Origin of the sequence: Rhizobium sp. 10PS4 (genome assembly GCF_032464805.1) — a bacterium.
GTDB classification, from domain to species: domain Bacteria; phylum Pseudomonadota; class Alphaproteobacteria; order Rhizobiales; family Rhizobiaceae; genus Rhizobium; species Rhizobium laguerreae.
Genome location: NZ_JAWDIW010000004.1, coordinates 168789 through 190777, shown reverse-complemented (window position 1 = coordinate 190777; position 21989 = coordinate 168789). Strand labels below are relative to the sequence as shown.

Annotated in this window: 20 protein-coding genes and 1 pseudogene; 15 read left to right on the top strand and 6 right to left on the bottom strand. The window is 61.9% G+C overall.

All coding sequences use genetic code 11. The features are described from left to right. The first annotated feature begins 34 nt into the window (after nucleotides 1-34). Nucleotides 35-631, top strand: coding sequence for an AAA family ATPase (locus tag RWJ89_RS08980; RefSeq protein WP_168281833.1), 597 nt, complete (start codon nucleotides 35-37; stop codon nucleotides 629-631). A gap of 9 nt (nucleotides 632-640) precedes the next feature. After that, complete coding sequence (locus RWJ89_RS08975; RefSeq protein WP_017993995.1) at nucleotides 641-1096, top strand: type II toxin-antitoxin system RatA family toxin; 456 nt, start codon at nucleotides 641-643, stop codon at nucleotides 1094-1096. Nucleotides 1097-1107: 11 nt separating this feature from the next. Here the strand turns inward: RWJ89_RS08975 and RWJ89_RS08970 are convergent, their stop codons facing one another. After that, a complete protein-coding gene (locus tag RWJ89_RS08970) occupies nucleotides 1108-1608 on the bottom strand; it encodes a CinA family protein (protein ID WP_168281835.1) in 501 nt (166 codons plus the stop codon). Then, complete coding sequence (locus RWJ89_RS08965) at nucleotides 1608-2825, bottom strand: bifunctional 2-C-methyl-D-erythritol 4-phosphate cytidylyltransferase/2-C-methyl-D-erythritol 2,4-cyclodiphosphate synthase (RefSeq protein ID WP_316030862.1); 1218 nt, start codon at nucleotides 2823-2825, stop codon at nucleotides 1608-1610. Before RWJ89_RS08965 ends, RWJ89_RS08970 begins: the two co-directional genes overlap by 1 nt. Before the next feature lie 145 nt (nucleotides 2826-2970). On the opposite strand from RWJ89_RS08965, the gene dusB reads away from it, so the two are divergent. Genes dusB through ntrC form a run of 3 tightly spaced genes read left to right on the top strand, consistent with a single transcriptional unit; the run spans nucleotide 2971 to nucleotide 6586 of the window. Beyond that, nucleotides 2971-3987: a tRNA dihydrouridine synthase DusB gene (gene dusB / locus RWJ89_RS08960; RefSeq protein ID WP_316030861.1), complete on the top strand. Its 1017-nt coding sequence runs from the start codon at nucleotides 2971-2973 to the stop codon at nucleotides 3985-3987. Beyond that, nucleotides 3984-5138 (top strand): two-component system sensor histidine kinase NtrB, encoded by a 1155-nt coding sequence (locus RWJ89_RS08955; RefSeq protein WP_077981089.1) that lies wholly within the window; start codon nucleotides 3984-3986, stop codon nucleotides 5136-5138. The genes dusB and RWJ89_RS08955 overlap by 4 nt, the downstream gene beginning before the upstream one ends. Next, nucleotides 5135-6586 carry a nitrogen regulation protein NR(I) gene (gene ntrC, locus RWJ89_RS08950; RefSeq protein ID WP_003539347.1) on the top strand — a complete coding sequence of 484 codons (1452 nt, stop codon included), beginning with the start codon at nucleotides 5135-5137 and terminating at the stop codon, nucleotides 6584-6586. Before RWJ89_RS08955 ends, ntrC begins: the two co-directional genes overlap by 4 nt. A 143-nt stretch (nucleotides 6587-6729) precedes the next feature. Here ntrC and RWJ89_RS08945 read toward each other — a convergent pair whose 3' ends face one another. Both RWJ89_RS08945 and RWJ89_RS08940 read right to left on the bottom strand, forming a co-directional pair. Continuing rightward, nucleotides 6730-7575: a universal stress protein gene (locus RWJ89_RS08945; protein ID WP_131663990.1), complete on the bottom strand. Its 846-nt coding sequence runs from the start codon at nucleotides 7573-7575 to the stop codon at nucleotides 6730-6732. 190 nt (nucleotides 7576-7765) lie between these two features. Beyond that, a complete protein-coding gene (locus tag RWJ89_RS08940) occupies nucleotides 7766-8149 on the bottom strand; it encodes a hypothetical protein (RefSeq protein WP_316030860.1) in 384 nt (127 codons plus the stop codon). Between the two features lie 115 nt (nucleotides 8150-8264). Here RWJ89_RS08940 and RWJ89_RS08935 point away from each other — a divergent pair. From RWJ89_RS08935 to hflX, 7 genes and pseudogenes are all read left to right on the top strand, one after another. After that, nucleotides 8265-8438 (top strand): annotated as a pseudogene (locus RWJ89_RS08935) (helix-turn-helix domain-containing protein); the annotation flags it as partial. A 610-nt stretch (nucleotides 8439-9048) separates the two neighbouring features. After that, on the top strand, nucleotides 9049-10038 hold the full coding sequence (locus RWJ89_RS08930) for a potassium channel beta subunit family protein (RefSeq protein ID WP_131663991.1): 990 nt from the start codon (nucleotides 9049-9051) through the stop codon (nucleotides 10036-10038). Nucleotides 10039-10268: 230 nt separating this feature from the next. Further along, on the top strand, nucleotides 10269-12539 hold the full coding sequence (locus tag RWJ89_RS08925; RefSeq protein WP_017960313.1) for a sensor histidine kinase NtrY-like: 2271 nt from the start codon (nucleotides 10269-10271) through the stop codon (nucleotides 12537-12539). Next, the gene (ntrX, locus tag RWJ89_RS08920; protein WP_011651865.1) at nucleotides 12529-13893 is read left to right on the top strand and encodes a nitrogen assimilation response regulator NtrX; all 1365 of its coding nucleotides are present in this window, start codon (nucleotides 12529-12531) and stop codon (nucleotides 13891-13893) included. The genes RWJ89_RS08925 and ntrX overlap by 11 nt, the downstream gene beginning before the upstream one ends. A 64-nt stretch (nucleotides 13894-13957) precedes the next feature. Further along, nucleotides 13958-14821, top strand: a complete 864-nt coding sequence (locus RWJ89_RS08915) for a D-amino-acid transaminase (protein ID WP_131663962.1) — start codon at nucleotides 13958-13960, stop codon at nucleotides 14819-14821. A 112-nt stretch (nucleotides 14822-14933) separates the two neighbouring features. Further along, complete coding sequence (gene hfq, locus RWJ89_RS08910; RefSeq protein WP_003539403.1) at nucleotides 14934-15176, top strand: RNA chaperone Hfq; 243 nt, start codon at nucleotides 14934-14936, stop codon at nucleotides 15174-15176. 77 nt (nucleotides 15177-15253) lie between these two features. After that, nucleotides 15254-16579 (top strand): GTPase HflX, encoded by a 1326-nt coding sequence (hflX, locus tag RWJ89_RS08905; RefSeq protein WP_131663963.1) that lies wholly within the window; start codon nucleotides 15254-15256, stop codon nucleotides 16577-16579. 225 nt (nucleotides 16580-16804) lie between these two features. Here hflX and mazG read toward each other — a convergent pair whose 3' ends face one another. Together mazG and RWJ89_RS08895 are read right to left on the bottom strand one after the other, a co-directional pair. Beyond that, nucleotides 16805-17644: a nucleoside triphosphate pyrophosphohydrolase gene (mazG, locus tag RWJ89_RS08900; protein WP_131663964.1), complete on the bottom strand. Its 840-nt coding sequence runs from the start codon at nucleotides 17642-17644 to the stop codon at nucleotides 16805-16807. Nucleotides 17645-17696: 52 nt separating this feature from the next. Further along, nucleotides 17697-18284 (bottom strand): deaminase, encoded by a 588-nt coding sequence (locus tag RWJ89_RS08895; protein WP_168302938.1) that lies wholly within the window; start codon nucleotides 18282-18284, stop codon nucleotides 17697-17699. 268 nt (nucleotides 18285-18552) lie between these two features. Between RWJ89_RS08895 and cysG the strand changes: the two genes are divergently transcribed. The 3 genes from cysG to RWJ89_RS08880 are packed head-to-tail and all read left to right on the top strand — an operon-like array spanning nucleotide 18553 to nucleotide 21985. Continuing rightward, the gene (gene cysG / locus RWJ89_RS08890) at nucleotides 18553-19989 is read left to right on the top strand and encodes a siroheme synthase CysG (protein WP_131642302.1); all 1437 of its coding nucleotides are present in this window, start codon (nucleotides 18553-18555) and stop codon (nucleotides 19987-19989) included. 2 nt (nucleotides 19990-19991) lie between these two features. Next, the gene (locus tag RWJ89_RS08885) at nucleotides 19992-20306 is read left to right on the top strand and encodes a DUF2849 domain-containing protein (protein WP_316030859.1); all 315 of its coding nucleotides are present in this window, start codon (nucleotides 19992-19994) and stop codon (nucleotides 20304-20306) included. 8 nt (nucleotides 20307-20314) lie between these two features. Continuing rightward, on the top strand, nucleotides 20315-21985 hold the full coding sequence (locus RWJ89_RS08880; protein WP_131642304.1) for a nitrite/sulfite reductase: 1671 nt from the start codon (nucleotides 20315-20317) through the stop codon (nucleotides 21983-21985). Nucleotides 21986-21989 lie beyond the last annotated feature (4 nt).

The following is a 21989-nucleotide window of genomic DNA, read 5'->3' as shown; positions in this document are numbered from 1 at the left end:
CCGGCGAAGCGCACGTCTGACTCGAGGGAGTTGCATGATGGATCAGAGAGTAGACTTGCTGCCGCGTCAGCAGATCACCGACCTCGAACAGGCTGCCGAGCATATCCGTTTAGCCCGCCGGATCCTCGTCATCGGTTGCTCGGGCGGCGGTAAATCGACGCTGTCGCTGAAGATCGCCAAGCGCTTCGGACTTTCCTACATCTCGCTCGATCGCGACGTATTTTGGCTTCCCGGCTGGGTGGTACGCGACAGGGCCGAGCAGAGAAAGATCATCGCCAGCCGGATCCTCGAAGAACGTTGGATCATGGACGGCACGAACCCGTCTTCCTTGGATATCCGGCTGCCACGCACCGATTTCGTTGTTTGGGTCCGCATGCCGCGGCTTGTCTGCATCTGGGGCGCAATTAGCCGGTGGGCGAAATGGATAGGCCGCACTCGCCCCGAGATGGCGCCGGGCTGTATCGAGAAGGTCGACTTGGAATTCCTCCACTTCATTTGGACTTTCGAGGCGAAATTCGCGCCGCGTCTCGTCACGGGCATCGCCGAGCATGGCCCCAATGTGCCGGTTCTTCAGCTAAAATCCCGCCGCCAGATGCGCGAGCTTCTTGATCTTCTCGGCCCGCCCGATTAATTGCCGCTTATGCCGCAATTCGAAACGCACCGTCCCGTCCCGCACACGCCCGAGCAGATGTTCGATCTCGTCGCCGATGTCGAGCGTTATCCGGAATTTCTGCCGCTCTGCGAAGCCTTGGCCATCAGGAGCCGCAAGGAGCGCGACGGCAAGATCCTGCTCGTTGCCGACATGACGGTCGGCTACAAGGCGATCCGCGAGACCTTCACCACACAGGTGCTGCTGAACCGCGCCGAGCACGTCATCGAGGTCAAATATATCGATGGCCCGTTCAAATATCTCGACAATCGCTGGCACTTTGCCGAGACGCCGTCCGGCGGCTGCACCGTCGATTTCTTCATCGATTACGAGTTCAAGAGCCGCATCTTGGGCGCGCTGATGGGTTCGATGTTCGACCGCGCCTTCCGCATGTTCACCGAAGCCTTCGAGACACGCGCAAACAGGATCTACACGCCGGCCCGATGAGCGAACCGGCGTCAGGCAGCAAGGAGCGAGCCCACCATCTCCAGCGCCGTCCTGATCGTTGCCAGTCGAACCTCGCTGCGGCCGATATCGCCATAGAGCATTTTCCGATGGATGAGCGAGCCGGCGCGCGACTTGGCGGCGAGATGCACGAGGCCGACCGGTTTTTCCGGCGATCCGCCGCCGGGGCCGGCAATGCCGGTGACGGCAACGGCGATGTCGGCGCGTGAGCGGAAGAGGGCACCATGCACCATCTGCCGCGCCGTTTCTTCGGAGACTGCCCCAAAGTGCAGCAGCGTTTCCGCCTGCACGCCGAGCATCTCGATCTTTGCACCATTCGTATAGGTGACGAAGCCACGGTCGACGACGGCGGACGAACCCGAAATCTCCGTCAGCGCCCCGGCGATCAGTCCGCCGGTGCAGGATTCGGCGGTCGAGATCATCAGCCCCGCAGCCGTGAAGTCACGGATGATCGCCTCCGCCACTGAAAGGATATCGTCGGGAAAAAGGCTCATTATTTCCTCCCGCGATAGACGACGGTCGCCGTGGCGATCGCCGCGATGCCTTCACGCCGGCCGACGAAGCCGATCGTCTCATTGGTCGTCGCCTTGACCGAGCAACGCTCGATATCGATGCCGAGATAATCCGACAGTTTCGCCCGCATGGCGTCGCGATGCGGTCCGACCTTCGGCGCCTCGGCGATCAGAGAAACGTCGGCATTCATGATCGTGCCGCCGCGCTCGCGCACGATCCGGGCGGCATGCTCGATGAAGATTCGCGAAGCTGCCCCCCTCCATTGCGGGTTGGACGGCGGGAAATGATCGCCGATATCGCCGGCGCCGCAGGTGGCAAGCAGCGCGTCCGTCAGCGCATGCAGCGCGACGTCGGCATCGGAGTGACCTTTGAGCTTTTGGTCATGTGGAATGAACACGCCGCAGAGTGTCACGCCATCGCCCGCTACGAGCTGGTGTACGTCGTAGCCGTTGCCGGTGCGCACGTCCGGAAGCAGCGAAGACGAGAGCTTGTCGTCGGCCATGGCGATATCGTTCTTGACCGTCAGCTTGACGTTGTCGGCCGTGCCCTCGACGATCGTCACCGGAATGCCCAGCCATTCGGCGATCGAGGCATCGTCGGTGAAATCGCTTCGTCCGCTTGCGGCCGCCTTCTCATGCGCCTCGAGGATCGTTTCGAAGGCGAAGGATTGCGGCGTCTGCGCCGCGTAAAGATGCTCGCGTGAAATCGTCGTCAGCACGGTGCCGGCGCTGTCGGCGCGTTTCAGCGTATCGGTGACCGGGATCGCCGGCAGGACCGCCTGTGCGCCGGCGTCAAGGCTCTCGGCGATGCGGTCTAGAAGCACATGATCGAAGAACGGCCGCACGGCATCGTGGATCAGCACATGACTGATGTGCTTGTCCTTGAGGTGTCTGAGGCCGGCAAGCACGGATTGCTGCCGGGTCGCACCCCCATGCACCGTTTTGATCGGCGTTGCCGAGATGATGTGGCGGAAGGCTCTCGCAAACAGCGCCTCGTCATCGGGATGGATGACGACGACGATCTCGGTTGCGGCTTCCCATGTCATGAAGTTTTCAAGCGTATGCACGATAACCGCCTTGCCGCCGATCATGCGATATTGCTTGGGGCCCTCCTTGGATGATCCTGCGCGCTCGCCGCGGCCGGCGGCAACGATGACAATTCCAGCCGATATCGGTTGCTTAGAAGGCATTTGCAGCATAAATCCCCTAAAATATGCGGAATTGACCCGAGTGCTCTAACGTCTTGCTTTGGCCTTTTCCAGCATCTGCCCGAAAAATATCAATTCCTGTCTCAGCCCCCTTGGCAAGACAGGGAATAGTGGCTAAAAATAATGCAGTTCTATTGTGTGCCCGAAAGATAATCATTTGATTTCCCAGGACCTCGCAGCGCCTTTCCAAATCGGACCCGTGTCCGTGCGGAACCGCGTTGTGCTGGCGCCGATGTCCGGCGTCACGGATATGCCCTTCCGCGAGCTTGCATGGCGCTTCGGCGCCGGCCTCGTCGTCACCGAGATGGTGGCGAGCCGCGAACTGGTCAACGACACGGCTGAATCCTGGTCGCGGTTCAGTGCTGCCGGCTTCCGGCCGCATATGGTGCAGCTTGCCGGGCGAGAGGCGCACTGGATGGCGGAGGCGGCCAAGATCGCCGCCGATCACGGCGCCGATATCATCGACATCAACATGGGCTGTCCGGCAAAGAAGGTGATCGGCGGTTATTCGGGTTCGGCGCTGATGCGTGATCCCGATCACGCGCTCGGCCTCATCGAGGCGACGGTCAAGGCCGTCGACATTCCGGTGACGCTGAAGATGCGCCTTGGCTGGGATGAGAATTCGATCAACGCGCCTGATATCGCGCGGCGCGCCGAGGCGGCCGGCATCCAGCTTGTGACCATTCATGGGCGCACCCGTATGCAATTCTATGAGGGCCGCGCCGATTGGGATGCGATCCGCGCCGTCCGCGAAGTGATCTCCATTCCGTTGATCGCCAATGGCGATGTCGAAACCGCAGCTGACGCGCAGGAAATATTGCGCCGCTCCGGCGCCGATGCCGTGATGATCGGCAGGGGCTGCCAGGGCAGGCCGTGGCATGCCGGCATCATTTCAGGTGCGCCCGTACCGCAATCCCAGGAGACCGCCGATATCGCCGTCGAACATTACCGGATGATGCTGGATTTCTACGGCGAAGCGGTGGCGATCCGCCACGCCCGCAAGCACCTTGGCTGGTATCTCCAGCGTTTCGCGCCTGATCTGTCAGGCGCTGAAAAGGCGGAGATCATGACCTCGCGCGATCCGCGCGAGGTGGCCGCGCGCCTTTACGATGCGCTGGCTGTGAATATTGTCGACAGCCGGGAGGCGGCATGATGAAGGATATGACATCTCCGTCCGATCATGCCGGCGGGACCGTCGCCATGGCCGTGCTGAACGCCATCCAGAACCCGGTCGTCATGGTCGACGAATCCGGCTTCGTCGTTTTCGCCAATTGGGAGGCGGAGGCCTTCTTCGGTGCCAGCGCCTCGCACCTGGCGCGTTACCGCATTTCGACCTTCATTCCCTTCGGCAGCCCGCTGCTCGCCCTGATCGACCAGGTGCGCGAGCGCAAGGCGCCGGTCAACGAATATCGCGTCGACCTGAGTTCGCCCCGCCTCGGCCAGGACAAGCTCGTCGATCTCTACGTCGCCCCGGTGCTCAGCGAGCCCGGCGCCGTCGTCATCGTCTTTCAGGAACGCTCGATGGCCGACAAGATCGACCGGCAGCTGACGCATCGCGCCGCTGCCCGCTCGGTGACCGGCCTTGCCTCGATGCTGGCGCATGAGATCAAGAACCCGCTTTCCGGCATACGCGGCGCCGCCCAGCTGCTCGAACAGTCTGCGGTCGACGACGATCGGGCGCTGACCCGGCTGATCTGCGACGAGACCGACCGCATCGTCTCGCTGGTCGACCGCATGGAAGTCTTTTCCGACGAACGCCCTGTTGACCGCATGCCGGTCAACATCCATTCCGTGCTCGATCATGTGAAGGCGGTCGCCAAGGCGGGTTTTGCCCGCAACATCCGGGTCACCGAGAGTTACGACCCGTCGCTGCCGGCCGTCTATGCCAATCGCGACCAGCTCGTCCAGGTCTTCCTCAATCTGGTGAAGAACGCCGCCGAAGCGGTCGGCGATCGGTCGGACGGCGAGATCATGTTGACGACGGCCTATCGTCCCGGCATCCGTCTTTCGGTCGCCGGCACGCGTGAAAAGATCTCGCTGCCGCTGGAATTCTGCGTCCACGACAACGGCCCCGGCGTTCCCCTCGATCTGTTGCCGCATCTCTTCGATCCCTTCATCACCACCAAGCCGAACGGCAGCGGCCTCGGTCTGGCGCTGGTCGCCAAGATCATCGGCGATCACGGCGGCATCATCGAATGCGACAGCCAGAACAGCCGCACGACATTCCGCGTTCTCATGCCGGCGTCGAAGGACGCCTCGCTTGAAGACGCCTCTATAGCAAGCTCGACAGGACCTTCTCGATGACAGCCACGATCCTCGTTGCAGATGATGATGCGGCCATCCGGACCGTGCTCAACCAGGCTTTGAGCCGCGCCGGTTATGACGTCCGCATCACCTCCAACGCCGCTACCCTCTGGCGCTGGATTTCGGCAGGCGAGGGCGATCTGGTCGTCACCGATGTGGTGATGCCCGACGAGAACGCCTTCGATCTGCTGCCGCGCATCAAGAAGGCGCGGCCGGACCTGCCGGTCCTCGTCATGAGCGCCCAGAACACCTTCATGACCGCCATCAAGGCCTCGGAAAAGGGCGCTTACGATTATCTGCCGAAGCCCTTCGATCTCACCGAGCTGATCGGCATCATCGGCCGGGCGCTCGCCGAGCCGAAGCGCAAGCCCGCCAAACTCGAAGACGACATGCAGGACGGCATGCCGCTCGTCGGCCGGTCGGCGGCGATGCAGGAGATCTATCGCGTGCTCGCCCGGCTGATGCAGACGGACCTGACGCTGATGATCACCGGTGAATCCGGCACCGGCAAGGAGCTCGTCGCCCGCGCGCTGCATGATTACGGCAAGCGCCGCAACGGCCCGTTCGTCGCGATCAACATGGCGGCAATCCCGCGCGACCTGATCGAATCCGAACTCTTCGGCCACGAGAAGGGCGCCTTCACCGGCGCGCAGACCCGCTCGACCGGCCGCTTCGAGCAGGCCGAAGGCGGCACGCTCTTCCTCGACGAGATCGGCGACATGCCGATGGACGCCCAGACACGGCTCTTACGCGTCCTGCAGCAGGGCGAATACACCACCGTCGGTGGCCGCACCCCGATCCGCACCGATGTGCGCATCGTCGCCGCCACCAACAAGGACCTGAAGCAGGCGATCAACCAGGGCCTCTTCCGCGAGGATCTCTATTACCGCCTCAACGTCGTGCCGCTGCGCCTGCCGCCGCTGCGCGACCGCGCCGAGGACATTCCCGATCTGGTACGCCATTTCATCCAGCAGGCGGAAAAGGAAGGTCTTGGCTCCAAGCGTTTCGATCAGGAAGCGCTCGAACTGATGAAGGCCTATGCCTGGCCGGGCAATGTCCGCGAACTGGAAAATCTCATCCGCCGTCTGATGGCGCTTTACCCGCAGGATGTGATCACCCGCGAGATCATCGACGCCGAACTGCGCTCCGACGTGCCCGACAGCCCGATCGACAAGGGGCCGATGCGCAGCGGCTCGATGACGATCGCGCAAGCCGTCGAAGAGAACATGCGCAGCTATTTCGCAGGCTTCGGGGACAATCTGCCGCCGCCCGGCCTCTATGATCGCGTGCTGACCGAAATGGAATATCCGCTGATCCTCGCCGCACTGACGGCGACGCGCGGCAACCAGATCAAGGCGGCCGATCTTCTCGGTCTCAACCGCAACACCTTGCGCAAGAAGATCAGGGAACTTGGCGTCTCGGTGTACAGGAGTTCCCGCACCGCCTGAGCCTGTTCGGGCTTGCACGGTGCTGCGGAGGGACGTCGAACGCGCATCCTCCCGGTCGCTGGTCGCGCATCTTTAACGCAGGCGCGGCCAAGGTTTCGCCGACGGCGCCGAAGCAAGATCGGCAACGCCGTGGACAGTTATTGTCAATGTGACATGAGGACGGGCAGAAGAGGCTCCTCCAAGACGCCATCGGTTGCTCCGCCCAGGACGAAATCTCGCAACCTCGAGTGTCCAAATCCTCCCATGACAAGCATATCGGCGCCCAATTCCAGCGCCGTCCGCTGAATGCTCAGACTGATGGATGACGAGGTAAAGCGAGCGACCGTTGCGCTTGCATTGACGCCGCTCGAAACCAGGATCTCAGCAAGGTGCGCTCCGCTGGTCTCCTGCAGCGGCTTTTCGCCGGTCAGAGATAGGACCGAGACCCGCTTGGCCTTGTGAATAAATGGCTTTGCATCGTTGACGGCCCGGGCGGCAGCTCGGCTTCCGTCCCAGGCGATGACCAGATGGTCGATTGGGCCCGCAAAGGTCTTGTTGGGAAAGATGACGGCTGGCCGGCCGGAGCCGAATATGACCGCCTCGGCGACAATGCGAGTATCCGGAACGTCCGCGATACATTCGAGAATAGCCAGATCGAAAAAACGTGCTTCCGTGGCTGCCGTGTCGTGCAATAGGGGCAAGGTGGTTTTGACCGTTCGACAAGATAATTCAACCTTGGCGCTCGCTGCGAGGTTGGTTGCCGCTGCAACCAGAGTCGCGGCGCGATCGCGGCTCAAAGTCTCGGCATGCTCGATCATCTTCGGAGTATCGAGCAGCAAAGACGACCATGCGTTGGGGATGTGCGGGATCTCCACCGTTAGCGCGCACGCGTGAAGATGTGCACCGTAGTGCCCGGAAAACGCTACAGCGTTCGAAATGATCAATCCGGAACTTGAATCGGGATATGTTGATAGCGGGAGAAAATATTGTGCCGTCATGTCCTGCTCCATCTCTCGTGGACCGCCACGATTGTAATCATCTATCTCCCTTCGCCGCAGTTCGGCATTGATGTAACGCAATTGCCGGCGCTCCGGTTTCTCTGGCCTTGGCACGGCGCCGGGCAAGGTTAGTCCCGAAGGAGCAGCGCACCTGGAGTTGGTGGTGGCTGCTCACATGGGGTGGCAAATGCCGAGCCGTCGGTCACATGTCCTGCATAAACGCCTGCATTTCTTCAGGTGTGGCTTTGCCGTCATTATTGGCGTCGACCGCGTCGAAGACGCGTTTGTGGATTGCAGTCAACTCTTCGAAAGAAATTGCGCCGTCCCCATCAGTATCGCCGATGACGAACATGATCTTCATCATATGACCGCGCATTGGCCCCATCATGCGCATTCCTTCATTCATGTCCGATGACATCATGTTGCGGCCCATCATGCCGGGCATCATTTCCGATCCTTCGGCCGCGGGCTTAGCCTCCGACTGAGCCGAGTCTGGACTTTTCGTCTGGGCGGACGCGATGCCCATGGTACCGACGGCACCGAGCAAGGCCAGTAGAGTGATAGTTGGCAGTCTGAACATGGACATTCTGCATCTCCTCTTTGAGCCATTATCCTCCATGAATATGGAGCTGCTTTTAGGAATACGATGAATGCCGGGTTCAAGCGTTGCGTTGAATCAAACTGCCTCTGGTACTTGCAGGCTTCGGGGACGAGTGCTGACGGAAATGGAATATCCGCTGATCCTCGCCGCCCTGACGGCGACACGCGGCAACCAGATCAAGGCGGCCGATCTTCTCGGTCTCAACCGCAACACTTTGCGCAAGAAGATCAGGGAACTTGGCGTCTCGGTCTACAGGAGTTCCCGCACGGCCTGAGCGTTCTTCCAAGGGCGCGATAAAAAGAAGGCGGTAGGCCCTCATGTTGCCCACCGCCCACCCCTCCCGGCGTCCGCCGCCACGGTCGGGAGGAGAGGTGAGCCTATCTGAGCCAGGCCACGGTTTGTATCCAAGCAGACAAACAAAGATGCGGTGTCATTCGACAGTCACATAAGCATTTGTGAGGAGTGTTTTGCCGAGAGGCGAATGTCATTGAAGTTGCTGCGATCATTGTCGCGGTGCCTGTGGATAGGCTGTGGATATCCGGTGGATGACAGGATCAATCGGCGCGCGATAACGTCGCAGACTCCAATCGCATGTTGCCTATCCGTTCCGAATCTCATCATGCTGCCGTTGCTGCCGTCGACCTCCGCCGCAAACGTCGTCGATCGCATGCCACGGGCGCTCCGGCTGATGTCGTGGAGCGCCCTTTTTCTTTACGGTCGGGGGCTGACGGGACCTGCGACATCGTGTTTTGGTCAACTTGGCGGGCTGAGCCTCGCATATCGTTGCGCATGCCATAGATTACGCCAATCGGTCGTCGATCGATCGGGCGACGCCGACCCCGGTGACAGGCCGGCACATATTCATAATTTGCGGGAGTTACATGATGGAATATCGACGTTTGGGAAAGTCGGGCCTGCAGGTGAGCGAGTTCTCCTTCGGTTCCTGGGTGACGTTCGGCAAGCAGGTCAATGGAGGCGACGCGGTCGACCTCATGAAGCTTGCCTACGACAATGGGGTGAACTTCTTCGACAATGCCGAAGGATACGAGAGCGGCAAGTCCGAAATCGTGATGGGCGAGGCGCTCAGCAGGCTCGGGTGGAGCCGTGACAGCTTCGTCGTCTCCAGCAAGGTCTTCTGGGGAGGTGAGAGGCCGACGCAACGCGGCCTGTCGCGCAAGCATGTGACCGATGCCTGCCATGCAGCGCTCAAGCGGCTCCAGGTCGACTACCTCGACCTCTACTTCTGCCACCGCCCGGATATCGACACGCCGATCGAGGAAACGGTCCGGGCGATGCACGATCTCGTCGCCCAGGGCAAGGTGCTCTATTGGGGCACGTCGGAATGGTCCGCGCAGCAATTGACGGAAGCCTATGCCGTTGCCCGGGACTTGCGCATCACGCCGCCGACCATGGAACAGCCGCAGTACAACATCTTTGAACGCCAAAAGGTCGAGGCTGACTATCTGCCGCTCTACGACCTGATCGGCCTTGGCACGACGATCTGGTCGCCACTCGCCTCGGGCGTCCTGACCGGAAAATACAATGACGGTGTGCCGGCCGACAGCCGTATGAACCTGCCGGGCTATGAATGGCTGAAGGAAAAGTGGTCCAGTGATGCCGGCCGCGCCCAGCTCAAACAAGTTGGCGAGCTGGCAAAGCTCGCGGACGAGATCGGCCTATCGATCACCCATCTCGCCCTTTTGTGGTGCCTCGCCAACCAGAATGTCTCGACCGTCATCCTTGGAGCCTCGCGTGCCAGCCAGTTGCAGGACAATCTCGCCGCCCTCTCACACAGACAGAAGATGACGTCCGACGTGCTGGACCGGATCGACACGATCGTCGGAAACAAACCCGAAGGGCCACGGCGCTTCTAGAGAAAACAAACCTTCCTCGGCGGGTCAGATTAAGGCTCGTCGAGCTCACACGGCTTGACAATGTGCCGAGGCGCGTTGCATTTTCGCCACAATGCGTTGCTTAAAGGTCACGCAAGGGTTTTGGACATTCGCTCCCGATCGAGTCGTTGCGGCGCTGGCTTTTTAAGCCGGCGTTGCTTGGTTTTCGATCGGATGGCGAGGGCGGCAGGTGCCGTCTGAAGAGAGGCCGAATGACGCAGGATGGGGTATCGCCGGCGGCGGCGGGCGAGACGGTGACGACGGTGACCGACCGCCGTGCCCTTTTTGCCGTACCCGGCCTCGTGCTCGCCGGTGGCGCGCTTCTCTGCGCCACGGCCACGCTTTTCGTGCTGCTCGGCCTGACGCCGATCGCCCCGACGTCGCATGTCGTCATCACCTCGGTGATCGTCAATTCCTTCTTTGTCCTGACGCTGCTCGCCTTGATCGGCCGCGAGGTGGCAAGGCTGCTGAAAGCCCGCACCCGCGGCCGTGCGGCAGCCCGCCTGCATATCCGCATCGTCGTGCTCTTTTCGATCGTCGCGATCACGCCGGCGATCCTCGTCGCCATCTTCGCCAGCATCACGCTAAATGCCGGTCTCGACCGCTGGTTTGCCCTGCGCACCCAGTCGATCGTCAGCTCGTCGCGCAATATCGGCCAGGCCTATATGATGGAGAATGCCAGCTACCTGCAGGGGCAGACGGTCTCCATGGCCAACGACCTGGAGCGCAACCGCGCGCTCTACAGTCTCGACAGGACAGGCTTTGCCGATCTGATGACTCGCCAGGCGAGGGGCCGCGGCCTGCTCGGCGCCTTCCTCGTCGAGCGCGACGGCTCGGTGATCGTCCAGGCCGATATCGCCACGGAAAAGCCGCTACCCGCTATTCCCCAGGACGCCCTGGAAAAGGCGGCCGCCGGCCAGCCGACGCTGATCCCGCCCGGCGTCACCAATCTCGTCGGCGCCATCATCAAGCTCGATGCCATCCAGGGCACCTTCCTCTATACGGTGCGCGCCGTCGATCCCAAGGTCATGGGCGCCATGCGCATGATGGAGGAGAACGCCACCGAATACCGCTCGATGGAGGCCAATCGCTTCTCGCTGCAGGTCGCCTTTGCCGTGCTCTATATCGGCTTCGCGCTGATCGTGCTCCTGGCGGCGATTTGGACTGCGATCGCCGTCGCCGACCGCATCGTCCGGCCGATCCGCCTGCTGATCACGGCGGCCGACAGCGTGGCATCGGGCAATATGGACATCGTCGTGCCGGTGCATGCCGTCGACGGCGACGTCGCCAATCTGTCGCGCACCTTCAACAAGATGATCTCGGAAATCCGCACCCAGCGCGACGAGATCCTCGAGGCCAAGGACGAGGTCGATGACCGCCGCCGCTTCATCGAGGCGGTGCTGTCGGGCGTCACTGCCGCCGTCATCGGCGTCGAGCAGGACCGTCGCATCGCCATCGTCAACAGCTCGGCCGAGACGCTGATGTCGCTGTCCGCAGACGAGATGCTCGGAAAGCAACTGGTCGATATCGCGCCTGAGGTCGATCACGTGCTGACCGAGGCTGCGGTGCGTCATCGCGGCGATTTCCGCAAGCAGATCGCGCTGGTCCGCGGCGGCACTGTCAGGACGCTGAGCGTGCAGGTGACCCGCGAGGAAGTGCGCGACATGAGCGAGTCCTACGTGATCACGCTTGACGACATCACCGATCTCGTCATCGCCCAGCGCTCGACCGCCTGGGGCGACGTGGCAAGGCGCATCGCTCATGAGATCAAGAATCCGCTGACGCCGATCCAGCTGTCCGCCGAGCGCATCCAGCGCCGCTACGGCAAGCAGATCGACCCGGATGACCGGACCGTCTTCGACCAGTGCACGGATACGATCATCCGCCAGGTCGGCGATATCGGCCGCATGGTCGACGAATTCTCCGCTTTCGCCCGCATGCCGAAGCCGACCAAGGAGCCGAGCGACCTGCGCAATATTCTGCGCGACGCGATCTTCCTGCGCGAGATGGGCAACCATCACGTTACCTTCGAGCAGGATTTCGGCGACCAGCCGCTGGAGGGCCTGTTCGACAGCCGCATGCTCGGCCAGGCTTTCGGAAACCTCATCAAGAATGCCGTCGAATCGATCGAGGCCGTTCCGAGCGACGAACGGGACGAACGCAAGGTTCTCGTCCGCGCCGCACTCGATACCGGCCGCGACCGCTTCACCGTCGACGTGATCGACAATGGCCGCGGCCTGCCGGTGGAGAACCGTCACAGCATTCTGGAACCCTATATGACGATGCGCGAAAAGGGCACCGGCCTTGGCCTCGCCATCGTCAAGAAGATTATCGAGGAACATGGCGGGCAGCTCGAGCTGCATGATGCGCCCGCCGATTTTGACCGGGGGAGAGGGGCCATGATCCGCGTGCATCTGCCACGCCTGGATCCGACGCCTGCTGCCCCCGCAGCCAATGACAAGGAAAGCGTTTATGGCCTCTGATATTCTCGTCGTCGACGATGAGCATGATATTCGCGAGATCGTTTCCGGCATTCTCTCGGACGAAGGGCACGAGACGCGCACGGCCCACGACAGCGACAGCGCGCTGGCGGCGATTTCCGATCGCGTGCCGCGGCTGATCTTCCTCGATATCTGGATGCAGGGCAGCAAGCTCGATGGCCTGTCGCTGCTCGACGAGATCAAGACCCGCCATCCGGAGCTGCCCGTGGTGATGATATCAGGCCACGGCAACATCGAGACCGCCGTCTCGGCGATCAAGCGCGGCGCCTTCGATTTCATCGAAAAGCCCTTCAAGGCCGACCGGCTGATCCTGATCGCCGAACGTGCGCTGGAGAATTCCAAGCTGAAGCGCGAGGTCTCGGATCTGAAGCGCCGCACCGGCGATGCGCTGGAGCTGATCGGCACCTCGGTTGCCGTTTCGCAGCTGCGCCAGACGATCGAGAAGGTTGCGCCGACCAACAGCCGCATCATGATCCTCGGCGCGTCGGGCTCCGGCAAGGAGCTGGTGGCGCGGATGATCCACAAGAAGTCGGCTCGCGCCAACGGCCCCTTCGTTGCGATCAACGCCGCCAACATCACGCCCGAACGCATGGAGGTGGCGCTGTTCGGCACCGAGGGCACGCCCGGCCAGGCGCGCAAGATCGGCGCGCTCGAGGAAGCCCATCGCGGCATCCTCTATCTCGACGAGGTCGGCGAAATGCCGCGTGAGACGCAGAACAAGATCCTCCGCGTCCTGGTCGATCAGCAGTTCGAGCGGGTCGGCGGTTCCAAGCGCGTCAAGGTCGATGTCCGCATCATCTCTTCGACCGCCTATAATCTCGAAAGCCGCATCGCCGAGGGTTGGTTCCGCGAGGATCTCTATCATCGCCTCGCCGTCGTGCCGGTGCGTGTGCCCGCACTTGCCGAACGGCGCGAGGACATTCCCTTCCTCGTCGACCAGCTGATGCGCCAGATATCGGAGCAGGCGGGCATCCGTCCGCGCCGCATCGGCGACGACGCGATGGCCGTGCTGCAGGCGCATGATTGGCCCGGCAACATCCGCCAGCTGCGCAACAATATCGAGCGGCTGATGATTCTCGCCCGCACCGACGGGCCGGACGCGCCGATCACCGCCGACATGCTGCCGACCGATCTCGGCGACATGCTGCCGAAGGTGTCCGCCAAGAACGACTATCACATCATGACGCTGCCGCTGCGCGAAGCTCGCGAGATGTTCGAGAAGGATTATCTGATCGCCCAGATCAACCGCTTCGGCGGCAATATCTCGCGCACCGCGGAATTCGTCGGCATGGAGCGTTCGGCGCTCCACCGCAAGCTGAAGTCGCTCGGCGTCTGATCGTTTCCGGCGCGGCCGACGCCGCGCCGCGTCCCATATTGCTTTCCGGAAGACCAGGTTTCCCATGCCGAGAATTGCCTATGTGAATGGCCGTTACGTCAAGCATTCCGATGCCAGCGTGCATATCGAGGATCGCGGCTACCAGTTTGCCGATGGCGTCTATGAAGTCTGCGAGGTGCGCCACGGCTATATCGTCGACCTCACGCGCCATCTGAACCGTCTCGACCGTTCGCTTGGTGAGTTGCGCATCGACTGGCCGATGGGCCGGGCGGCACTGACGCAGGTCATTCGCGAGACGCTGCGCCGCAACCATGTCCGCAACGGGCTTTTCTACATGCAGGTGACGCGCGGTGTCGCCCGCCGCGATCATGTCTTTCCGGCCGAGGGAACGCCGCCCTCGCTTGTCATCACCGCGAAGAGCACCGATGCCAGGATCATTGCCGCCAAGAACGCCAACGGCATCCGGGCAATCACCCTTATCGACAATCGCTGGGACCGCGTCGACATCAAGTCCATCGGCCTGCTGCCGAATGCCATGGCCCGCCAGCAGGCCAAGGAGGCCGGCGCCCAGGAAGCGATCTATGTCGACGGCGACGGCATGGTGAAGGAAGGGGCGGCGACCAATGTCTGGATCGTCGACCCGGACGGAAGGCTGGTGACGCGCCCGGCCGAAAACGGCATCCTGCGCGGCATTACCCGCACCACCTTGATGGATGTCGGAGCCAAGCTGGGGTTGACGATAGCGGAGCGAAATTTCTCCGTTTCCGAGATGCTCGCGGCCCGCGAGGTCTTCCTCACTGCAGCCACAAGCATTTGTTTTCCGGTCGTTTCCGTCGATGGCCAGGCCATTGCCAACGGTCATCCAGGCAGCGTTTCGCAGAAAGTCCGCGAGGCCTTTTTCGACGTTGCGGAAAAGATTGCGATTTGATACCAAGATTTGCTGGACAGGTGGAATGAGGATGCCACCGGTCTTCGCATGGTGAGGTTGATTGATATTCTACCGGCCAGATCAGGTCGGCAATAAAGAAAGAAGCGGCGCGATGGCGGAACGTTCTCAGAATCTTCAGGACTTATTTCTCAATACTGTTCGCAAGCAAAAGATTTCCCTGACAATCTTTCTGATCAACGGCGTGAAACTCACGGGCGTTGTTACGTCATTTGACAATTTTTGTGTTCTTCTTCGCCGTGACGGCCATTCGCAGCTCGTGTATAAGCATGCGATATCGACGATCATGCCTGGCCAGCCCATGCAGATGTTCGAGAGCGAAGAAGCCGCGTCCTAACAGGATCAGCCGTCATTTCGACACGCGATACCAAGAACGATTCGATCATCCCTGAGGCCGCCAAGCACAGGGACGATATGCGCGCGACTGTCGTCGTGCCGGTTCTGAAATCGCGCAGTCGCGGCGGTCAGAGCGAATCTGCCTCGACCCGCACGCCGGAAAGCCGGCTCGAAGAGGCGACCGGTCTTGCCCAGGCGATCGATCTCGATGTCGTCCACGGCTCGATCGTCCCGGTCAACGATCCAAGACCGGCCACACTGCTCGGCACCGGCAAGATCGAAGAGATCAAGGCGCTGCTCGACGAGCGCGATTCCGGTCTCGTCATCGTCGATCATCCGTTGACGCCGGTGCAGCAACGCAACCTCGAAAAGGAATGGAACGCCAAGGTCATCGACCGGACGGGCCTCATCCTCGAAATCTTCGGCCGCCGCGCCTCCACCAAGGAAGGCACGCTGCAGGTCGATCTCGCCCATCTGAATTATCAGAAGGGCCGCCTGGTCCGAAGCTGGACCCACCTCGAACGCCAGCGCGGCGGCGGCGGCTTCATGGGCGGTCCCGGCGAAACCCAGATCGAAGCCGACCGGCGGATGCTGCAGGACCGCATTATCAAGCTCGAGCGCGAGCTGGAGCAGGTCGTGCGCACCCGCCAGCTCCACCGCGCCAAGCGCCGCAAGGTGCCGCACCCGATCGTGGCACTGGTCGGTTATACCAATGCCGGCAAGTCGACGCTCTTCAACCGCATCACCGGCGCCGGCGTGCTGGCTGAAGACATGCTCTTTGCCACCCTCGACCCGACCCTTCGGCGCATGAAGCTGCCGCACGGCCGCACTGTCATCCTCTCCGACACCGTCGGTTTCATCTCCGACCTGCCGACCCATCTGGTCGCCGCCTTCCGGGCGACGCTGGAAGAGGTGCTGGAAGCCGATCTCATCCTGCATGTCCGCGACATGTCCGATGCCGACAACCAGGCGCAGAGCTCCGACGTGATGCGCATCCTGAACGATCTCGGTATCGACGAGGCCGAAGCCGAAAAACGGCTGATCGAGGTCTGGAACAAGATCGACCGGTTGGAGCCCGAGGTGCATGACACCATGGTGCAGAAATCGGCCGGCGCCAGCAACGTGGTGGCGGTTTCCGCCGTCAGCGGCGAGGGTGTCGACACGCTGATGGAAGAGATCAGCCGCAGACTGTCCGGCGTGATGACCGTGGCGACGATCCGCCTTCCTGTCGACAAGCTGGCGCTGCTTCCCTGGCTTTATGACCATGCGATCGTCGACAGCCGCGAGGATAATGAAGACGGCACGATCACGCTCGATCTGCGCCTCTCCGAAACCGAGGCAACCGAACTCGAACGCCGCATCGGCAATGGTCCGAAGTCTGATAAGGAAGATTGGGAGCGGTAAGGCCCGCGCCTGGCGCGGTGCCACTGCTGTCGGGTTCGCGCTAATGGCTGCCCCTCACCCTAACCCTCTCCCCGTAAAAACGGGGCGAGGGGACGTGCCCTGCGAAAGGTCGGCGGGGAACGGAGAGGTTGCGGCATATCCCCTTCTCCCCGCAGGCGGGGAGAAGGTGGCGGCAGCCGGATGAGGGGCTGGTTTCGGCGATCAACCAAAATCGCCAGCGATAACTCACTCCGCCACGATCGCTCTTTCAATCGCTTTCGCCGCCTGCCAGATTTCCTCCATCCGCTCCAGCGTCGCCTCTTCCAGCGTCTCGCCTTCTGCCTCAAGAACCTGTTCTATATGGCTGAAACGACGCCGGAATTTCGTATTGGTTCCGCGCACTGCCTGTTCCGGATCCGCCTTCACATGCCGCCCGATATTCACGACCGCGAAGATCAGGTCGCCGAGTTCGTCGCTGACCTTTGCCTGATCGCCTTCGCGAAGGGCTACCCGCAATTCACCGATCTCTTCCTCGATCTTGTCGAGGATCGGCTCCGGTGCTGACCAGTCGAAGCCGACCTTGGCGGCGCGCTCCTGCAGCTTCAGTGCTTCCGTCAAAGCCGGGAAGCTGCGCTGCACCGAGCCGAGAAAGCCGCTGTTGAAGTCCTCGGTGATGCCGCGCCGTGACCGCCGTTCAGTGCGCTCGCGTTTCTCCGCCTGCTTGATCTCGTCCCATTGTCTCTTCACCGCGTCCGGCGTATCCGCCGCCGAGCGGGCAAAGACGTGCGGGTGGCGACGGATCATCTTGGCGGTGATGGCGTTGACCACGTCGCCGAAGGAAAATTCGCCGGCCTCCTCGGCCATGCGCGCGTGAAAGACCACCTGCAGCAGCAGATCGCCCAGCTCGTCGCAGAGATCGTCCATGTCGCCACGCTCGATCGCGTCGGAGACCTCATAGGCCTCTTCGATCGTATAGGGCTTGATCGTCTCGAAATTCTGCACGATGTCCCAGGGGCAGCCGGTTTCCGGGTGGCGCAGCGCCGCCATGATCTCGATCAGCCGCGAAATGTCTTTGGAAGGTTCCATGTTGCCCTCGGTTCAGCAGGCTTCAGTTCGGTGGGCCTCAGTTCAGCGGCCCTCAGTTCAAGGGAATGTCGTTGGCGCTCTTCGACGACTGGTAGCTGGACGACAGCGCGTCGTAGCGCGCCTTGATGCGGGCGGTCTGCGTCTCCAGCGCGGTCTTCAGCTGAGCCTCTTCGGTCTCGACGAGATCGGCGATGGCAAAGCTGTTCCAGAAGGCGTTTTGCCTGCGGTAGCCGCCGGGTTCAAGCCCGAAGACTTCCTTCAGGATCTTCAAATCGTGCGGAATGGCGAAGGCGTCGCGGGAATCCTCATGGCTGAAGAAATAGTGGAAATTGTCGAAGCCGGCCCAGGTGATCGCCGACATGCACATCGTGCAGGGCTCGTGCGTCGAAAGGAAGATCAGATCCTTGGTCGGCGGCTTGTCGCCAAGCTCGTAGAAGCGCTTCAGCGTATGGACCTCGCCGTGCCAGAGCGGATTTTCCAGCTCGTTATTGGTCTCGGCGACGACGAGCGAAAGATCGGATTTCCTTAAGATCGCCGCACCGAACACCTTATTGCCAAGCGAAACGCCACGCTCCGTCAGCGGCAGGATGTCGCCTTCGATGACCGAAAGCAGGCGGGAGGCAATGGTCTTATCAGGCATGAGGGCGCTCCAGTTTTCCTCAATCTATCGCCTTGGCGGCGCGAGTGAAATGCGTCAAGCACCGGTGGACGTCTTTTGTCACAAGCTTTATACTGCATTGCAGCAAGCGGGCTGGGAAGATGCGGCTTTTTGGCCGCACGGGTGACTTTTCTCAAATCATTGACGGCACGAGCAAAAGAATACCCGCTTGCTTGGGCTTTCGAATTTCTGTTCCTTCAATCCCTTGTCGATCAAGGGCATATTCCGGCAACCTTGAAGTGGATTGATGATGCCTCCCAAGACTGAACAGCTTTCGGTATTTCCCGCCTTCTTTCGCGTGGAAGGCCAGAAGACGGCTGTCTTCGGCAATGGCGACGAAGCTTTCGCTAAGGTGCGGCTGCTGCTGAACACGAAGGCGCGGATTGTCGCCTATGCCGATCGGCCGGAAGCCGATTACCACTCGTTCCTGATCGGCAACCGTATCGAGACCGTGCGCGTTGCCTTCTCAGCCGAACAGGTCGAGGGTTCGGCGCTCGTCTTCGCCGCAACCGGCAATGAAGCCGACGACCGCAGCATCGTCGATGCCGCCCGCGCCGCCAGAATTCCGGCCAATGCCGTCGATCAGCCCGATTACTGCGATTTCTTCACGCCGGCGCTGGTCAACCGCGCGCCCGTCGCCGTTGCGATCGGCACTGAAGGGGCAGGGCCGGTTCTGGCGCAGATGATCCGCGCCCAGATCGACCAGCTTCTTTCGCCCTCGCTCGGCCGCCTTGCCGGGTTGGCAACGAGCTACCGCAAGGCCGTCGAACAACTGGTTCCGAGAGGCGTCTCCCGCCGGGTCTTCTGGCGTCGTTTCTTCTCCGGCGCCGTTGCCGATGCGGTCGCCAACGGCAACCTGCCGCAGGCCCACCATGCCGCCGACCGGCTGCTGCACGCGATGGACAAGGTCGCAGGCCACGTCTGGCTGGTCGGCGCCGGTCCGGGTGCCGAGGATCTGCTGACGCTGCGGGCCCAGCGCGTGATGATGGAAGCCGACGTCATCGTCTATGATGCGCTCGTGCCGCAGGCGATCGTCGATATGGGCCGCCGTGATGCCGAGCGGCTTTCCGTCGGCAAGCGCAAGGGCTGCCACTCGAAGTCCCAGGAAGAAATCAACGACCTGCTGGTCGATCTCGGCCGCCAGGGCAAGCGGGTCGTGCGCCTGAAATCCGGCGATCCGCTGGTCTATGGCCGGGCAGGGGAAGAGATGGCCGCATTGCGTGCTGCGGGCGTCACCTATGAGGTCGTGCCCGGTATCACCTCGGCTTTCGCTGCCGCAGCCGATTTCGAGCTGCCGCTGACGTTGCGCGGCGTCGCCTCCTCGTTGGTCTTTACGACAGGCCATGATCTCACAGGCGACGTGCTGCCCGATTGGGCAAGCCTTGCCGTTTCCGGCGCGACGATCGCCGTCTATATGGGCCGCACGGTTGCTGCCTCCGTTGCCGAGCGGCTGATGCAGGCGGGCATTCCCGCCGAAACCACCGTCGCCGTCATCGAAAATGCCAGCCGCGCCGATCGTCGCCTGCTGCATGGGACGCTCGCCGATTTGCCCGATCTGCAGCGCCGCGACGAGTTGACCGGGCCTGTCATGGTCATCATCGGCGATGCGGTCGCCGGCGCCAATTTCGAACTGTCCGAGCCACTAGTGCGCGCAAATGCCCGGCTCGAGGAACTTGCAAGGAGCTGAATATGGGTGACAAGGTTCTGACCGCCAACCGGCTGACGGACGGCATTGCCGTCTGGCTGGATGCGAACGGGAAGTGGTCCACCTCGCTGCAGGAGGCGCTCGTTGCCCATCATGCCGAGGCCGTCGCGGCGCTGGAGGCGATCGGCAAGAAATCCTATGGCGACAACGAGGTCGTCGACGTCGCCGTCGTCGACGTTCAGGAAACCAACGGCATTCTCTGGCCGCTTCGCCTTCGCGAGCGCATCCGCGCACAGGGCCCGACCATGGAATATGCCCCGGGCTACGCTCCTGCCGATCCCGAATTCATTGCAGTCTGAGGAAGACGATGTACCGTTACGACGAATTTGACCATGCCTTTGTTACCGAGCGCGTCGAGCAGTTTCGCGATCAGGTCCAGCGCCGCCTTTCCGGCGAACTCGCCGAGGATGCGTTCAAGCCGCTGCGCCTGATGAACGGCGTCTACCTGCAGCTCCACGCCTACATGCTGCGCATCGCCATTCCCTATGGCACGCTGAGCGCGCGCCAGCTGCGCATGCTCGCCCATATCGCCCGCACCTATGACCGCGGCTACGGACACTTCACCACGCGCCAGAATCTGCAGTTCAACTGGCCGAAGCTGTCCGATATTCCAGATGCGCTGGCCGACCTCGCCAGCGTTGAAATGCATGCGCTGCAGACCTCCGGCAACTGCATCAGAAACGTCACCGCCGATCACTTCGCCGGTGCCGCCGCCGATGAGGTCGCCGATCCGCGTCCTTACGCCGAAATCCTGCGCCAGTGGTCGTCGGTACACCCGGAATTTTCCTTCCTGCCGCGCAAGTTCAAGATCGCCGTTACCGGCGCCGAGCGTGACCGCGCCGCAATCCAGGTCCATGATATCGGCCTGCATGTGAAGAAGAACGACAAGGGCGAAATCGGTTTTGCCGTCTATGTCGGCGGCGGCCAGGGCCGTACGCCGATGATCGCCAAGCTGATCCGCGACTTCCTGCCCGAGGAAGACCTGCTCTCCTACACCACGGCAATCGTGCGCGTGTACAATCTGCACGGCCGCCGCGACAACAAGTACAAGGCCCGCATCAAGATCCTCGTGCACGAAACCGGCACCGAGGAGCTGACGCGCCAGGTGGAGGCCGAATTCGTCGCGCTGAAGGATACCGAGCTCAAGCTGCCGGAAAAGGACGTCCAGTCGATCGCTGCCTATTTCGCGCCGCCTGATCTGCCCCAGCGCGCCGAAGGCTGGGAAAACCTCGCCCGCTGGAAGAAGGCTGATTCCGGTTTCTCCCGCTGGGTCCAGCAGAACGTGCAGCCGCACAAGAACCCCGACTACGGCATGGTGACGATCTCGCTGAAGCCGATCGGCGGCATTCCGGGCGATGCCTCGGATGCGCAGATGGATGCGATTGCCGATCTCGCCGAGGAATATGCCTTCGACGAAATCCGCGTCAGCCATGAGCAGAACCTGATCCTGCCGCATGTGGCACTTGCCGATCTCGAAGCCGTCTATCGCGGCCTCGTCGCCATCAATCTCGCCGAAGCCAATGCCGGCCTGATCACCGATATCATTGCCTGTCCCGGGCTGGACTACTGCGCGCTGGCCAATGCACGCTCGATTCCGCTGGCGCAGGAAATCTCGCGGCGTTTCGGCAATGCCGAACGTCAGGCAGAGATCGGCGAACTGAAGATCAAGATCTCCGGCTGCATCAATGCCTGCGGCCATCACCATGTCGGCCATATCGGCCTGCTCGGTGTGGAAAAGAAGGGCGCCGAACTCTACCAGATCACGCTCGGCGGCTCCGGCGACGAACATACCTCGATCGGCGAAATCATCGGCCGCGGCTTCGAGCCGGACCGGGTGACCGACGCGATCGAGACGATCGTCGACACCTATCTCGGCCTGCGCCTCGATCCATCCGAGAACTTCCTCGCCGCCTATCGCCGCGTCGGACCGCAGCCTTTCAAGACCGCGCTCTACGGCGCGACGGCCGAAGCGGCATAAGGAG

Bases quoted from the DNA above. Each gene is read 5' to 3' on its own strand.
- hflX (WP_131663963.1), top strand. From the start codon at position 15,254: ATGCGCGCGACTGTCGTCGTGCCGGTTCTGAAATCGCGCAGTCGCGGC.
- ntrC (WP_003539347.1), top strand. From the start codon at position 5,135: ATGACAGCCACGATCCTCGTTGCAGATGATGATGCGGCCATCCGGACC.
- RWJ89_RS08925 (WP_017960313.1), top strand. From the start codon at position 10,269: ATGACGCAGGATGGGGTATCGCCGGCGGCGGCGGGCGAGACGGTGACG.
- RWJ89_RS08940 (WP_316030860.1), bottom strand. From the start codon at position 8,149: ATGTCCATGTTCAGACTGCCAACTATCACTCTACTGGCCTTGCTCGGT.
- RWJ89_RS08980 (WP_168281833.1), top strand. From the start codon at position 35: ATGATGGATCAGAGAGTAGACTTGCTGCCGCGTCAGCAGATCACCGAC.
- RWJ89_RS08955 (WP_077981089.1), top strand. From the start codon at position 3,984: ATGATGAAGGATATGACATCTCCGTCCGATCATGCCGGCGGGACCGTC.
- hfq (WP_003539403.1), top strand. From the start codon at position 14,934: ATGGCGGAACGTTCTCAGAATCTTCAGGACTTATTTCTCAATACTGTT.
- ntrX (WP_011651865.1), top strand. From the start codon at position 12,529: ATGGCCTCTGATATTCTCGTCGTCGACGATGAGCATGATATTCGCGAG.
- cysG (WP_131642302.1), top strand. From the start codon at position 18,553: ATGCCTCCCAAGACTGAACAGCTTTCGGTATTTCCCGCCTTCTTTCGC.
- RWJ89_RS08885 (WP_316030859.1), top strand. From the start codon at position 19,992: ATGGGTGACAAGGTTCTGACCGCCAACCGGCTGACGGACGGCATTGCC.
- RWJ89_RS08970 (WP_168281835.1), bottom strand. From the start codon at position 1,608: ATGAGCCTTTTTCCCGACGATATCCTTTCAGTGGCGGAGGCGATCATC.
- RWJ89_RS08975 (WP_017993995.1), top strand. From the start codon at position 641: ATGCCGCAATTCGAAACGCACCGTCCCGTCCCGCACACGCCCGAGCAG.
- RWJ89_RS08915 (WP_131663962.1), top strand. From the start codon at position 13,958: ATGCCGAGAATTGCCTATGTGAATGGCCGTTACGTCAAGCATTCCGAT.
- RWJ89_RS08895 (WP_168302938.1), bottom strand. From the start codon at position 18,284: ATGCCTGATAAGACCATTGCCTCCCGCCTGCTTTCGGTCATCGAAGGC.
- RWJ89_RS08880 (WP_131642304.1), top strand. From the start codon at position 20,315: ATGTACCGTTACGACGAATTTGACCATGCCTTTGTTACCGAGCGCGTC.
- mazG (WP_131663964.1), bottom strand. From the start codon at position 17,644: ATGGAACCTTCCAAAGACATTTCGCGGCTGATCGAGATCATGGCGGCG.
- RWJ89_RS08930 (WP_131663991.1), top strand. From the start codon at position 9,049: ATGGAATATCGACGTTTGGGAAAGTCGGGCCTGCAGGTGAGCGAGTTC.
- RWJ89_RS08945 (WP_131663990.1), bottom strand. From the start codon at position 7,575: ATGGAGCAGGACATGACGGCACAATATTTTCTCCCGCTATCAACATAT.
- RWJ89_RS08965 (WP_316030862.1), bottom strand. From the start codon at position 2,825: ATGCTGCAAATGCCTTCTAAGCAACCGATATCGGCTGGAATTGTCATC.